Annotated in this window: 10 protein-coding genes and 2 pseudogenes; 3 read left to right on the forward strand and 9 right to left on the reverse strand. The window is 46.2% G+C overall.

Translation table 11 applies throughout. From position 1 onward, the window contains the following. Positions 1–31: 31 nt before the first annotated feature. A pseudogene (locus VOR_RS17530) lies at positions 32–1,876 on the reverse strand (ABC transporter ATP-binding protein). Between the two features lie 511 nt (positions 1,877–2,387). Between VOR_RS17530 and VOR_RS0100065 the strand changes: the two are divergent. Beyond that, entirely contained in the window at positions 2,388–3,359 is a 972-nt protein-coding gene (locus VOR_RS0100065; protein WP_010316847.1) for an arginine deiminase-related protein, read from the forward strand. A 34-nt stretch (positions 3,360–3,393) separates the two neighbouring features. Here the strand turns inward: VOR_RS0100065 and VOR_RS0100070 are convergent, their stop codons facing one another. The 7 genes and pseudogenes from VOR_RS0100070 to VOR_RS17535 all read right to left on the reverse strand — a co-directional run bounded on the left by VOR_RS0100070 (position 3,394) and on the right by VOR_RS17535 (position 9,397). Continuing rightward, positions 3,394–3,816 carry a hypothetical protein gene (locus VOR_RS0100070; RefSeq protein WP_010316849.1) on the reverse strand — a complete coding sequence of 141 codons (423 nt, stop codon included), beginning with the start codon at positions 3,814–3,816 and terminating at the stop codon, positions 3,394–3,396. 188 nt (positions 3,817–4,004) lie between these two features. Beyond that, positions 4,005–4,886 carry an L-ribulose-5-phosphate 3-epimerase gene (locus VOR_RS0100075; RefSeq protein ID WP_010316851.1) on the reverse strand — a complete coding sequence of 294 codons (882 nt, stop codon included), beginning with the start codon at positions 4,884–4,886 and terminating at the stop codon, positions 4,005–4,007. Between the two features lie 8 nt (positions 4,887–4,894). Continuing rightward, positions 4,895–5,542, reverse strand: coding sequence for a 3-keto-L-gulonate-6-phosphate decarboxylase UlaD (locus tag VOR_RS0100080; RefSeq protein ID WP_010316854.1), 648 nt, complete (start codon positions 5,540–5,542; stop codon positions 4,895–4,897). A 5-nt stretch (positions 5,543–5,547) separates the two neighbouring features. Continuing rightward, positions 5,548–6,369 (reverse strand): Cof-type HAD-IIB family hydrolase, encoded by an 822-nt coding sequence (locus VOR_RS0100085; RefSeq protein WP_010316856.1) that lies wholly within the window; start codon positions 6,367–6,369, stop codon positions 5,548–5,550. A 5-nt stretch (positions 6,370–6,374) separates the two neighbouring features. Continuing rightward, positions 6,375–7,067, reverse strand: a complete 693-nt coding sequence (locus VOR_RS0100090) for an L-ribulose-5-phosphate 4-epimerase (RefSeq protein WP_010316858.1) — start codon at positions 7,065–7,067, stop codon at positions 6,375–6,377. 7 nt (positions 7,068–7,074) lie between these two features. Continuing rightward, the gene (locus tag VOR_RS0100095) at positions 7,075–7,557 is read right to left on the reverse strand and encodes a PTS sugar transporter subunit IIA (protein WP_010316860.1); all 483 of its coding nucleotides are present in this window, start codon (positions 7,555–7,557) and stop codon (positions 7,075–7,077) included. A gap of 89 nt (positions 7,558–7,646) precedes the next feature. Next, positions 7,647–9,397, reverse strand: a pseudogene (locus tag VOR_RS17535) (PTS ascorbate-specific subunit IIBC). Positions 9,398–9,788: 391 nt separating this feature from the next. Here VOR_RS17535 and ulaR point away from each other — a divergent pair. After that, positions 9,789–10,544 (forward strand): HTH-type transcriptional regulator UlaR, encoded by a 756-nt coding sequence (gene ulaR, locus VOR_RS0100105; RefSeq protein ID WP_010316862.1) that lies wholly within the window; start codon positions 9,789–9,791, stop codon positions 10,542–10,544. A 123-nt stretch (positions 10,545–10,667) separates the two neighbouring features. Continuing rightward, positions 10,668–11,735 carry an L-ascorbate 6-phosphate lactonase gene (gene ulaG / locus VOR_RS0100110; RefSeq protein ID WP_010316863.1) on the forward strand — a complete coding sequence of 356 codons (1,068 nt, stop codon included), beginning with the start codon at positions 10,668–10,670 and terminating at the stop codon, positions 11,733–11,735. Between the two features lie 101 nt (positions 11,736–11,836). On the opposite strand, the gene glgX is transcribed toward ulaG, so the two are convergent. Beyond that, positions 11,837–13,834, reverse strand: a complete 1,998-nt coding sequence (glgX, locus tag VOR_RS0100115) for a glycogen debranching protein GlgX (protein ID WP_029626757.1) — start codon at positions 13,832–13,834, stop codon at positions 11,837–11,839. Positions 13,835–14,059 lie beyond the last annotated feature (225 nt).

Below are 14,059 nucleotides of genomic sequence, written 5' to 3' on the forward strand. Positions count from 1 at the left end.
TCAACGGAGCGCAAACTCCGTTGATAAACCATTAAGAAACTTCAACGTCGTCGCAACCGATAAAGCCACCGGTTTGGTGCGCCCATAGGTGTGCATAAATGCCGTTTTGAGCGATCAACTCCTGGTGTGTGCCTTGCTCAACGACGTTACCTTTATCGAGTACGATCAACCTGTCCATTGCGGCAATGGTTGATAAACGGTGGGCAATGGCAATCACGGTTTTGCCTTGCATCAGCTCATTTAAGCTCTCTTGAATCGCCGCTTCCACTTCGGAGTCGAGTGCGGATGTGGCTTCGTCGAGTACCAATAGTGGCGCATCTTTTAACAGCACGCGGGAAATAGCAATTCGCTGGCGCTGGCCGCCAGACAGTTTTACGCCGCGCTCGCCCACTTGCGCATCATAGCCTAGGTTACCAAATGGGTCGGTGAGTGTTTCGATAAACTCATGCGCGTGTGCCTGTCGGGTGGCTTGCAGCAGTTGTTCTTCGCTTGCATCAGGGTTGCCATACAAAATGTTATCGCGGATCGAGCGATGCAGCAGTGAAGTATCTTGCGTCACCATACCAATTTTGCTGCGCAATGAATCTTGGGTGACGTCATTGATCGCTTGCCCATCGATGCGAATTTGACCACCTTCAACATCATGAAAACGAAGCAGTAAATTAACTAAAGTCGATTTGCCAGCGCCAGAGCGTCCTACTAAACCCACTTTTTCACCCGGTTTAATGGTCAGGTTTAAATGGTTAATAACGCCTTTATTCTCGCCATAGTGGAAACTCACGTCATCAAATTCGATGCCACCTTGTGCAACCTGCAACGGTTTTGCGTTAGGTTTATCTTCAATGGTGATCGGTTTCGAGAGGGTTTTCATGCCATCCACGACTGTGCCCATGTTTTCAAAGAGTGCGCCAACTTACCACATGATCCATTTCGACATGCCATTAATGCGCAATGAAAGGCTGATCGCAATCGCGATGGCACCAATACTGATGGCACTCTGCATCCATAGATAAATCGAAGTCGCCGCAATCACGAACACCAAAATATAGTTGGCGAGTTCAACGCACAGGTTAAAGCCAGTCACTAAACGCATTTGGCGGTGAACTGTGTCTAAAAAGCTCTCCATGCCTTGTTCGGCATAGTCGGTTTCTCTGCGGGTGTGTGAGAACAATTTGACCGTGGCAATATTGGTGTAGCTATCGACAATGCGCCCCGTCATGGTTGAGCGAGCATCGGCTTGTTCTGATGCCACTTTTTTAAGCTGTGGTACAAAGTGAAGTTGAATGCAAATGTAGGCCGCGAGCCAGACGAGCATCGGCACCATTAAACGCCAGTCTGCTTGCGCCAACATCACCACAATCGCAGTGAAATAGACTGACACATAGACAAACACATCCAAGGTCTTCATCACGGTTTCGCGGATGGATAACGCCGTTTGCATCACTTTAGTGGCAATTCTTCCCGCAAAGTCATCTTGGTAAAAAGAGAGGCTTTGTTTGAGCAGATAACGGTGCGCTAACCAACGGATCGACATGGGATAATTGCCGAGCATAGTTTGGTGGATCAAGAGTGAATAGATGCCAATCAAAAGTGGCATGATCACGAGTACCAAAATAGATAAACCGATCAAGGTGTCTCGGTTCTCAGTTAGGAAAGTCTCTGGGTTACTGGATGAGAGCCAATCCACCAGTTGGACCATAAAACCGAACAGTGATACTTCAACAACGGCAATTAACGTGCTGATTAATGCCATTAACATGAGTGGTTTTTCAAAACCGCGCGTGTAGTAACGACAAAAGGCCCATAAGGTCGCAGGAGGCTGTTTGGGTTCCTCTTTGGGAAAAGCTTGGGTAAAGCTTTCAAATTTTTTATACATCGAAAATCCTTATGCCAATTCTCGCTAAAGTATGAGAGACCAAAAGCCTAGAACGCGAGAATCTAACGTTGAACTCCTATAAGGGGAGCAAATGATGGAGTAAGCCGAACAGAAGTATAACGAAATCACAACATAAGTGGCGGATTACTTTTCGCGCTTGGCTCTAGAAAACGGCGCCTGATTAATACTGTGGTCAATGCAGCAAGCATCGGCTCGAATGGTCAGTAACGTCCATCGGGTGAAAAAGTGAAGTGAGTTAAATATCGTTATCGACGATAAGAGAACCATCAACGAGTTGCGCTACTTTTAAGTGAGTTTTTACTGTGAATATTTTTTGAATAAGGGTGAATATTTTTAGGTGTGATGGGGATTTTGCCGTAATTTTTAATGTGAAAAGTGGTTTTCTCAGTAATTAATAGGAGTTATTCGATGAAATAACCCAAAATTCAGTCAATGTTATTTTAACATTATGCTTACAATTGGCCTAAAGTGAGTAGAAGGGAAAGTTTCTATGATGTTGCAGGAACAAGTGATCACACAGCCAGCCGTGAATACGGTGCAAAATGCCAATTGTGTCGTAATGGTGCCGCCAAAAGAGTTCAAATTTAACGCTCAAACGGCGCAAGATAATGAATTTCAACACCAAGTTGCATTGAGTACCGAACAAGTTCGCATCCAAGCCATGGCCGAATATCAAAGCATGGTTGAGACACTGCGTCTCGAAGGCGTGCAAGTGGTGGAGTTTGATTACCCATTATCTGAAGTGGAAACGCCAGATGCCGTCTTCCCTAATAACTGGTTTAGCACTACGCCAGAGGGAACCTTGTTTACCTTTCCGATGGCTTGTAAAAATCGACAGCAAGAAGTGCGCCCACAAGCGTTGATCGAAACCCTTACTTTGTCAGGCCGCAAGGTATTGGCGCAAGATTCGTTGCTCGCGTATCAAGACCAGCAGGCTTATCTTGAAAGCACCGGTGTGATGGTGATGGATCACCTTAATCGAACCATCTATTCGGCGTTGTCACAGCGCTGCGACCGTGAAGTGTTAGAGGAGTACGCCAAACGTATCGGTTATGATCGCGTGGTCTCTTTTCAAACGGCGTTGCCTTCAGGCCAACCGGTTTATCACACCAATGTGATGATGGCGGTTGGTGAAGCATTCTGCGTGATTTGCGATGAAGTGATCCCGGAGTTTGAACGCCGTTTTGTGGTTAAATTACTGGCCAAAGATAAGCAGATCATCTCAATTTCACTTGAGCAGATGAACGGTTTCTGCGGCAACATTTTACAATTAGAAACGGCGGCAGGAGATAAAGTGATCGCTATGTCGCAATCGGCGTTTGATGCCTTTTCGCCGGCGCAGCGTGCGCAGCTGGCCACTCACGGTAAGTTACTGCCGTGTAATGTGAAGACCATTGAGGATATTGGCGGTGGTTCGGTGAAATGTATGCTCGGTGAGATTTTTCTTCCTACGACTGGCTAATATCGAGTGCTTCAAGGGAATAGTTCGGAAACTCTCATTTGGTTTGAATAAATTTGCTGTAGGTACTGACTCGGCCGTTGATGTACTCAATACCGCAGTGAATGCTGTGTTCGTTATTGCCAACAATCTGATATTCGACAATAAATTCACCGCTGATCACTTTGATAAATAAGAAACCGTCGATGACTTTCCATAATCCTTGCAGTGTTTTTTCACCAAACAGATCTCGCTCGACCAACGTGCCATTCGGCTTTAAATGCAAAGCGGAAGAAAAACCGTCTACATTCACTTTTACCCAAGTATGCTGGTGAGCCTCAAAGCTTAATATTTTGCGTCGACACTTAACCCATTCTGCCAGCGCTTGCTCTTGGGTTGGGGTGAGCGTAGGGAGCGCTTCCATTTCTAAAAGGGTGTGATGCTTTTCATACCAGAAGAGTTGTAAGTGAAGTAATTTCATTGGTTCTCAGAGTGTTATGCATCGGGGCGTTATCAACAAACAACTCTGCGCGATTGTGTTGGTGATGTCAATATTTGCCAAGAAAAGCTACCGCGCTCACGGGGGAGAGGGCGCGGCATTATCCAATATGAGGATGAAGGATGCATAAAAGATGCACCCGAGCACAATTTATAGGTTGAATAAATGAGCTATAGGTTAAATAAACGAGGTAAATCTGCGGCGTCACACGCTTGGTTTAATCGCTGTTGAGCGGTACGAATGTCGCGCTGCCAATATTCATTTTGTGCCCACATCTCAATCACCAGCGGAGCAACGCAGTGTGTCTTTTTCAAGGTTTGGAAAATGGCGTCGAAATTAACCTCTCCTTCTCCAATCACTAAATCTCGAAATTGGCCAGCGTAGTTTGGGGTGACACAATAGGTATCTTTAAGATGGATCTGAGTAATGTGAGGCATACCAAGTGCCAATTCAGTACACACATCGTAGTTCCAACCTGAAATGTTGCCTACATCTGGATACGCCATAAAATAGGGTGAGGGTACTTGCCGCTTGAGAATTTCGAACTTGCTCAGTGAGTTAAGATAGCGGGTATCCATGATCTCCACCGCCAGCATCACGCCAGCACGCTCGGCCAGTTTGGCGGCAAGCTGCATGCCTTCAATGAAGCGTTGATGAGTTTCTTCATTAGCGGGTTCGTAATAGACATCATAGCCTGCGAGTTGAATGGTACGAATACCCAGTTTGTAAGCTAAGGTAATCGCTTTCTCCATGTGCAAAATAGCTTGCTCTCTAATGGCGGGGTCTGACGAGCCAAAAGGAAACTTACGGTGCGCACTTAAGCACATCGATTGGAGCGGGATTTGGTATTGCTCACACCATCTTCGTAGCTGATAGATGGTTGCATCATCCCAGTCTAAGCGTTGACGACGTTGATCCGACTCATCGACGGATATCTCTAAAAAATCAAACCCCAGCTCTTTCGTTGTGGCGAGCTTTTCTTCCCAACTGAAATGATTGGGGAGCGCTTTTTCATACAACCCGATACGTTGGCGTGGCAAATGCTGATACATACGGCCTCCTAGCACCAAAAACGATCGATTTGACTGCGCAGTGCTTCGGCAGTGACGCGACCTTTTTCACCGACCAATGCACGCCCCGCAATGAAGGTTTTGGCCTTAATGCCTTCAAATAAATAGAGATCTTCTGGCACGATGCCACCTGTGATGGAAAGCTCAAGCCCCATATCGGATAGAGTTCGCATCTTCTCAACATCTTCGCTTGTCCAACCAATACCGGCCAGTTCGGCATCTCTTGAACGGTGATAAATGGCTTGGGTGATGCCAAGATCAATCCACGCTTGTGCATCAGCAAAGGTCCAGTTGCCGTAAATTTCGATTTGGATTTCGCCATCCAGCTCATCGGCGACTTTCTTACACGCACTGATGGTAGCGATATGCGCTGCGGCAGAAACGGTGATCCAATCCGCGCCAGCTTCAAATGCCATCCGCGCTAAAATAGCGCCGCCATCGGTGGTTTTCATATCGCACACTAGAATATGGTCAGGGTGATTATGGCGTAACGTTTTGACGGCTTTCATGCCTTCAGCAAAGGCGAGGATGGTGCCCACTTCGATGACATCAACAAAGCTTGCTACGTTTTTTGCCACTTCGATGGCAGAAATAAGGTCAGTTTGGTCGAGAGCGATTTGGATCATTGGTTTAGTCATGAGAGTTATCCTTGAATTTTGTCACAGATCAAACGGGCGAGCCCGTCGTGATTGTTATCGGTTGTACAAATCAGTTTGGCGTGGGATTTCACCGTATCGTCGGCATTGAGCATCGCCACACCGAGCCCGGCGTAGTCGAGCATTGAAATGTCGTTATGGTTATCGCCGACAGCCAGCACGTGATTAGCGTGGTAGCCAAGTGATTGCACATATTCAGCCAAGCGCTGACCTTTACTGTTGCCTTTGGCAGCAAAGTCGATGCGATTCGACCATGAACGCTCACCGTTGAATGTCTCTTGTACCCAAGCTTGTTGGGCAAGGCGTTCAACGGAACTCGGTAGCCCTTCAACCACAAATTTCCAAATAAACGTTTCTTGCTCGACACGGTGACGAAACGAGTCAATTTGCTCGATTTTGGGCTGTGCCGTCGGTGGATACTGGTTGGCCCATTTTTCCAACGCTTGCATGTAGGCGATTGGGCTACGCTTGGAATAGGTCATCGCGTCGGTCACATACATCACCAGTTTCATTTGAAACTCTTTAGCCAGTGCAAGAAAGGTCAATGCATCGTGCTTGGCAATAGCATTGTGCTTGAGCACTTTTTCATTTTGGTAGTCATACACATACGTGCCGTTACAGCAGATGATGGGGGTTGTGAGCCCCAACTCTTGATAATAGGGTTTAGCCGCCGTGTGGTGACGGCCGGTCACGATCACCACGTGGCAGTGTTGCTGCGCTTGTTGAATCGCTCGCTTTAGCTGAGGATGAATGGTGTGTTCATCAGTCAACACCGTGCCATCAAGGTCGAGCGCGAGAACTTTATACATAGCTGCTACCTTTGGCCGTAGTAAGCGTTATCACCATGCTTACGTTGATAGTGTTTATCGGATAATTCCGGTTGAATTTTGATGCCACTGTTGAGTGAACGAGTAGCCAGCGCCATGGCAGAAATCTCCTCCAAGACGACGGCGTTATGAACCGCATCTTTAGCATCTTTGCCCCAAGAGAAAGGAGCATGCCCGGCGACAATCACACTTGGCACCGCCATCGGATCAATGCGCCGATGTGTGAACTCTTCGATGATCACAAGGCCGGTGTTTTTCTCATACTGGCCAGCGATTTCATCGCAAGAAAGTTTGCGTGTGCAGGGGATGTCACCGTAAAAATAATCGGCGTGAGTGGTTCCTAAAGCAGGAATGTCAATGCCCGCTTGCGCCCAAATAGTGGCACTGCGCGAATGGGTGTGTACCACGCCGCCAATCTCTGGATAAGCTTTATAGAGTTCAAGGTGAGTGGCGGTATCACTGGATGGATTGAGTGTGCCTTCCACAATCGCGCCGTTAAGGTCAACGATCACCATGTCATCGACTTTCATTACATCGTATTCCACGCCAGAAGGTTTGATGGCGATGACGCCCTTCTCGCGGTCTATTTCTGACACATTACCCCAAGTAAAAGTGACTAAACCGTATTGGGGAAGCTTAAGATTTGCCGCAAATACTCGCTGTTTTAGTTCGCTATACATGGCATCCTCACTCGACCAATTGCGCCGCTAACGCTTGATCAATCACTTGGTAAACATCCTGCGCGGTACGACAACGGCGCAGTTTATCGAGATCAACGCCTGTCTCGCTCTCTTCATCATCCAGCACTTGGGTTACTTCCATTAATCCTTCCATATGCTGATCAGACGAGCTGCCCGCTAAGGTGATCAGCACATCGACCGGTTCATCTTCGCCGTCAAAATAGACAGGCGTTTGTAGCGTCACTAAAGCAAAGGCGGTTCTGATCACGCCATTTTCAGGACGAGCATGAGGCAGGGCAAGATTAGGCGCGATGACGATGTACGGGCCTAATTGTTCAACGCTGCTGATGATGGCATCGTGATAACAGGGGTGGATGGCTCCTGATTTTATCAGCCTATCCGTACCGATTTTGATCGCCTCTTGCCAAGTGCTCGCCTGTGCATTTAATTGGATGGAATCATTGTCGATCAGTGATTGTTTCAGTCCCATGGTTCTATCTCCAGAGTGGGTGCCAGTGCGTCTGGCACCTATTGTTTTTGTACTTATCGTTTTTGTGCTTATCGTTTTGTAGTCAATAGCTATTTCAAAGTGACAAAGTTTTTATCGATGATATCGAGCAGCTCATCACCAAAAGAGTTCGGATTCAGCATGTTTTGTACGCCGAGCACAAACTTGCCTTCTCCGGGCTCCATCTCACCAGAGAGATGTTTTGATGAGACGATGATGTCGGTGGTGGCGAGCTTAGATTTATAATCAGACACTGCGCAGGAATCCATCACGTGTGGAATGCCTTTTTTCTCCAGATACTTACCGATTTTCATCTTCATCATCATTGAGGAGCCTTGTCCATTGCCACACACGGCTAAAATGCTGACCGGGCGCACGCCATCACTGACTTTCAGTGCTTGTTCGACGGCGGCGATGACTTCTGGATCGTCACTGATGTTTACCAAACCTTGTGCATCTTCCTCTTCACGCAGTTTTTTAGAGGCGAAGAACATGTACACACCAGCCAATGCAATCAGCACAAAGAAGAACAGTTTTGAGACGGATAAGCCTTGCATGATCGGTGGGAAGACTAGCGCCCAGTCGGCCATGCCCATCCAGCCGCTAAATTCAGTGCCGTATTGGTTGAAGATGTGAATGGCCCATGCGGACCCCACTACTTCGATGATACCCATCACAAAACAGATCTTCATGACCGCGCGCCAGCCGCCAAAGTGGTTGGCAAAAACACCAATGGTTGCGTTGGAGAAGAACATCGGGATAAAGCCGGGAATGATCATGATCGATGCATCAAAAGCGAGCATGGCCAGCACCGCGGTAAATTGACCAATCGCGCCCCACATAAAACCAAACACCATGGCGTTAGGTGAGAACGCGTAGATAGCGGCGCAGTCAATGGCTAACACCGCGTTAGGAATGACGCGCTCTGAGATACCTTTAAAGGCTTCAGACAGTTCGGCAACGAACATACGCACACCGGCTACGATAACTTGAATCGCTACCGCAAATTTAAGGCCAGTTTCCAGAATGTAGATAGACCAATGGGTTTTTCCCGCCATTGCTTGCAAGTTGTCTAAACCAAAGGAGAGCAAAATAATGCCGAAAAATAGTGTCATCACAATCGCGGTCGCGGCAATACTGTCGTGGAAAATGTGCAACCATTTAGGCAGCTCAAGGTGGTCGACACTCTCGTTTTTTTGGGGGCAATCTTAACTGCAATCCAAGATGCGACTTGTTGCTGGTGGCCGATGGAGAAACCAGCACCACCCGTGACGGCTTCGGTGGGTTTGAACATAATGTTGGAGGAGATAGACCAGTAGAGCGCCATCAAAACAGCCGAGTAAAGGATGGTTTCCCACATGCTTGCACCCAGCACAAGGTAGAACACCGCAATTAATCCAGCCTGCTGGAACATAATGTGCCCCGTTAGCATAATGGTGCGAATGCCTGTGTAGCGGCGTAGCAAAACGAGCAAGATGTTGATCGCCAGTGCCAGTAGCACGGTATAGCCGACCCAAGAATAATCATCCCCCATGATTTCCATGGTGGCCATCATCGAGGTGTACGGGTCGATAACCGAGCCAGTTAAACCATGATATTCCGATAATTTCTCAATCACAGGCTTAAAGCCTGCCACTAAGGTCCCTGCTCCCACCTGTACCAACATAAAGCCGACGATGGTTTTGATCGATCCTTTAATGATGGTGGTGGTGTCTCTTCTTAATAACCAGTAACCGATAAGGGTGACTAAGCCCAGCAGCAAAGGTGCTTTAGTCATTACTTGGCTATAAAAAATGTAGAAGATATCGTAGATGAACTGCATATCTTTACCCCTTGATTCTCTTATTTATCGTTATGTGTATTCCCGTCTTACTCGAAGCTGGGTGTAGGTCAGAGTGGTTCAGCAAGGTGATGCTGATTTCCATCTTGTTTTGCTCACGAAATAGACTTTACCAATCAAAACTAATCATTCAATGCTCATTTGTGATTATTTTGATTTTTATCAATTTCTCCACCAGCGGGAGACATTATTTGATACTCAAGTCACAGTTGAAATTTTATATCAAATAAAATCAATGGCTTATAATTTATTGTGAGCGAAAGGGAAGTTTTGTCCGTCCAGTGTTTGACATTGTGATGGATGAGAAATAGAATCAAAACAAATCATAAATAATCACCAAGTAATCACTTGATGAAAAGATAAGGTGATAACCATGAACGAAGTACAAAGACATAACGAGATACTGTCTTTGCTAGACAATATGCGCACCATCAACGTCACGCATATTATTGAGAAATTTAACGTGTCACCAGCAACGGCCCGCCGTGATATTTCTAAGTTAGATGAGCTAGGTAAGCTGAAGAAAGTTCGCAATGGCGCTGAACGCTTAGAGATTAGAAAGCGAGCGTGGACGCCGTTAAATATCGACAGTACGGATCATTTCCATGAAAAATCACAGATTGCCATGGCTGCGGCTAAGCTCTGCAAACCCGGTGACAGTGTGGTAATTAACTGTGGTTCGACTGCCTTCTTGCTCGGTAAAGAGTTGTGTGGCCAAGATGTTCAAATTGTGACTAACTACTTTCCACTGGCCAGTTATCTTATCAATGAAGATCACGACGATGTGATCATCATTGGTGGGCAGTACAACAAAGCACAAAACATTTTTCTCAACCCGGCCCCTGATTCGTTAGGTGGCTACGCCGGGCATTGGATGTTCACCAGTGGTAAAGGGCTGACGGAAAATGGCCTCTACAAAACCGATATGCTTACCGCTGTTGCCGAGCAACAAATGCTAGAGCAAATCGGTAAGTTAGTGGTGGTAGTGGATAGTTCTAAAGTTGGGCAGCGTACGGGCATGCTATTTTGCCCCGCCAGAAAGGTTGATATTGTTATCACTGGCAAAGCCGCCGATCCGCAAGTTATCCAAGCGCTACAGCAGCAGGGGACCGAAGTGATTCTGGTATAAAAAGCACTTCGCTCTACAGATTCTAATAATAAACACAGGCTCAGTGTCTTCACCTTTGGTTAAGACGCTTGGCTCCCTACATCCAAAATTTGTCTAACTGATCGTGAAATAAAAGGTGTTGCTATGAGTAAAATTGATGAAATCACACGCGATTCATGGGTTCTAAGTACGTTTCCTGAATGGGGAACTTGGCTGAATGAAGAGATAAAAAAGACCGAGGTGGAAGCCAACACTTTTGCTATGTGGTGGCTTGGTTGTACAGGCATTTGGCTAAAAAGTGCCGGTAATACCAATCTTTCGATCGATTTTTGGTGTGGGACGGGTAAGAAAACGCAAAAGAATCCGCTTATGAATCCACAACACCAAATGATGCGGATGGGGGGCGTGCGTGAACTGCAACCCAACTTAAGAACGTCTCCTTTTGTGTTGGACCCATTTGGCATCAAAGAGATTGATGCGGTGCTGGCGACGCATGATCACGCTGACCATATCGATATTAATGTCGCAGCGGCTGTGCTGCAAAACTGTGGTGAACATGTGAAATTTATTGGGCCACAAGCTTGCGTCGACCTGTGGCAAGGCTGGGGAGTACCGAGTGAGCGCTGCATTGTGGCGAAAGTGGGTGATTGCATTGAAGTCGGCGATATCAGTATCCGAGTACTGGACTCTTTTGATCGCACTGCGTTGATTACGCTGCCTAAAGGTATCTCATCTTATGATAAGGGGATTCTTGATGGTATGGATGATCGCGCGGTCAACTATCTGATTGAAACCTCAGGTGGTTCAATCTATCACTCAGGTGATTCGCATTATTCGAACTACTATGCCAAGCATGGTAATGACTACAAGATTGATGTGGCGCTGCTCTCATACGGTGAAAACCCACGTGGTGTGACCGATAAAATGACATCTTCTGACATTTTACGTGCTGGAGAGTCATTAAATTGTGAAGTGGTGATCCCATTCCATCACGATATTTGGGCTAACTTCCAAAATGACCCGCGTGAAATTGAAGTATTGTGGCAAATGAAAAAAGATCGTCTGCAATACGGTTTTGCACCTTTCTTTTGGCAAGTAGGTGGCAAATATACTTATCCAACCGATAAAGGGCGTATGCACTATCAACATTTCATGGGCTTTAAAGATATTTTTGTCGATGAACCAGAGCTGCCTTTCAAAGCATTCCTGTAATGTTCTGAAAGCAGAAACTAGAGAAGAGAAAGAGGCCAATTGGGCCTCTTTGTTTATCGGTAATCTCTTTGTTTATCGGTAATGATGCGTAGCGCTTGATTTTATACTTCAGGTTGATAGTGCAAAATGGTCATTGAGATGGGCGATTGCAATATTTCTCCCTCTGCATGGCCAGGTTGTACGTTGCGTAAATTGGTATCGCATATCACTTCCCAGTTTTGGTTACGATCTTTGGGGAGCGTAAAACGAGCGGGTGCGTTGGTCTGGTTGATCAAATAGATCATCTCTGCGCCATTTGAACCGATCCCCATATGCAGAGCAACTGAGCTCAAGCGATTCCAATCGTCATGCTCCATCAATGTGCCATCCACGCGTCGCCAGAAGATGCGGTTGGCATTACGCTCTTCTCCACTGAACGCGCGAATGAAGGGCACCATATAGGTTTGTCGCGCCGCGATCATTTGACTTAGCCAATGCTTGAAGTAGCTTTTGCGTTCGGTCATGTTCCAGTCAAGCCAACTGATCTCATTGTCTTGGCAGTAAGCATTGTTATTACCTTGCTGAGTATGCGAAAGCACATCCGCGGTGAGAATATGAGGAATGCCAAAAGCAAAAAGTAAGCTCGCCATCATATTGCGTTTTTGCTTTTCGCGGGTTGCTTTTATCACCATGTTCTCGGTTTCGCCTTCGACGCCATAGTTGTCGGAGCGATTGTCACCGTGACCATCTCGGTTTTGTTCACCATTCGCTTCATTGTGCTTATGCTTGTATGACACCAAATCTTGCATGGTGAAGCCATCATGATAAGTGATGTAATTGACGGTCAGTTTGTAGGGCCAGTTGGCGGCACTGTACAAGTCGCGCGAGCCCATTAAGCGTGTGGCGAACTCTTTTAAATAGCCTTGGTCGCCGCGCCAGAAGCTGCGTGTGATATCACGTAATTTGTCGTTACATTCATTCCAACCGAAAGGAAAATTGCCTACTTGGTAACCGTTTGGACCAATATCCCAAGGCTCTGCAATCAATTTGACTCGTTTTAACGTTGGATCTTGCGCCACCGCTTTAAAGAACGCAGCATCGGGGCTGAAATTATCGCCATTTCTTCCAAGCGTTGCGGCCAAATCAAAACGAAAACCATCGATTTGGTATTCGCTAACCCAGTAGCGCAGCGTGTCCATGACTAGGTTAAGGGCGGGTTGATAAGAGAGATCTATGGTATTACCACAACCGGTAAAATTCGCGTAATGTTGACCGTGTTTTAGATAATATTTAGGGTCGAGTGCTTTTAAATTGAAAATAGGCCCATCTTCGCCCCCCTCCGCTGAGTGGTTATAAACCACATCCAGTATCACTTCAATTCCGTGACGATGCAGTTCTCTGATAGCCGTTTTCAGTTCCGTTACCGCATCTTTTTGCGCATAACGTGGATCTGGCACCATAAACAGGTAGGGGTTATATCCCCAATAGTTGACTTTGCCCATATCCAATAGATGTGGCTCATGCATACAAGCCGCGATAGGCAGCAGTTGTAGCGTGTTGATGTGTTGCTTGCGATAAAACTCCAGCATCTCCTCACTGATTAAGCCTAAATAAGTACCTTGTTCTGCTTTAGTCACTCGTGGATTGAGTTTGGTCACCCCTTTGATATGAGTCTCAAACAAAATAGTCTTATCGCGAGGTATGTTTGGCTTTCTAGTTGATTGCCAATCGAATTGATCATCAACCACGATACACTTAGGCAGCTCGAAACTCTTTTTTGAACTAAACGGTGTTGTATAGCCTAAATTTTTATCTATCGCCTTCGCGTAGGGGTCGGAAATATAGTGCGGCTCATCACCATTTAAAATGAGGTAACCGTATTTTTGCCCTGCTTTAATGTTTGGTACATGAGTGTACTTCACGCCCGCATATTCATTCTCTAACACGTGAGTGGTGAAACTTCCCTGTTGGTCAAACAGAGCGAGTAGAAGCTGTTTACTTGCTGGAGCATGAATAGCAAAATTGCAACCTGTGTTGTCAAGGGTTGCACCGAGTGGGTAAGGACTAGAACGAGTACATTTCATATGGGCATCTTTAAGTGTTATTTTGCTGCACGTCATCGCTTTAAGTAAAAAGCTTTGTTGATATTAGGTCAAGCGCCCAATGAATAAAATTTGAATGTAATTTTATTTCATTTTAATGATGTTATTGGCCCTAAATAGTGATCAATAAGGCATTTTGTATTCTATTTTATAACCATTAACGGCTCTCCTCCCCCTAAAATCCGTGATCTGCGTTTTAAAAATGCTATACCGTAAAATTACTCATCCTTTTTCCTCCCCCCT

It is taken from the genome of Vibrio ordalii ATCC 33509 (assembly GCA_000257205.1).
In the GTDB taxonomy this organism is placed as follows: Bacteria; Pseudomonadota; Gammaproteobacteria; order Enterobacterales; family Vibrionaceae; genus Vibrio; species Vibrio ordalii.

What these genes read in the sequence shown, in the direction of transcription:
- VOR_RS0100065 (WP_010316847.1), top strand. Translation starts at nt 2,388, where the DNA reads ATGATGTTGCAGGAACAAGTGATCACACAGCCAGCCGTGAATACGGTG.
- VOR_RS0100070 (WP_010316849.1), bottom strand. Translation starts at nt 3,816, where the DNA reads ATGAAATTACTTCACTTACAACTCTTCTGGTATGAAAAGCATCACACC.
- VOR_RS0100075 (WP_010316851.1), bottom strand. Translation starts at nt 4,886, where the DNA reads ATGTATCAGCATTTGCCACGCCAACGTATCGGGTTGTATGAAAAAGCG.
- VOR_RS0100080 (WP_010316854.1), bottom strand. Translation starts at nt 5,542, where the DNA reads ATGACTAAACCAATGATCCAAATCGCTCTCGACCAAACTGACCTTATT.
- VOR_RS0100085 (WP_010316856.1), bottom strand. Translation starts at nt 6,369, where the DNA reads ATGTATAAAGTTCTCGCGCTCGACCTTGATGGCACGGTGTTGACTGAT.
- VOR_RS0100090 (WP_010316858.1), bottom strand. Translation starts at nt 7,067, where the DNA reads ATGTATAGCGAACTAAAACAGCGAGTATTTGCGGCAAATCTTAAGCTT.
- VOR_RS0100095 (WP_010316860.1), bottom strand. Translation starts at nt 7,557, where the DNA reads ATGGGACTGAAACAATCACTGATCGACAATGATTCCATCCAATTAAAT.
- ulaR (WP_010316862.1), top strand. Translation starts at nt 9,789, where the DNA reads ATGAACGAAGTACAAAGACATAACGAGATACTGTCTTTGCTAGACAAT.
- ulaG (WP_010316863.1), top strand. Translation starts at nt 10,668, where the DNA reads ATGAGTAAAATTGATGAAATCACACGCGATTCATGGGTTCTAAGTACG.
- glgX (WP_029626757.1), bottom strand. Translation starts at nt 13,834, where the DNA reads ATGACGTGCAGCAAAATAACACTTAAAGATGCCCATATGAAATGTACT.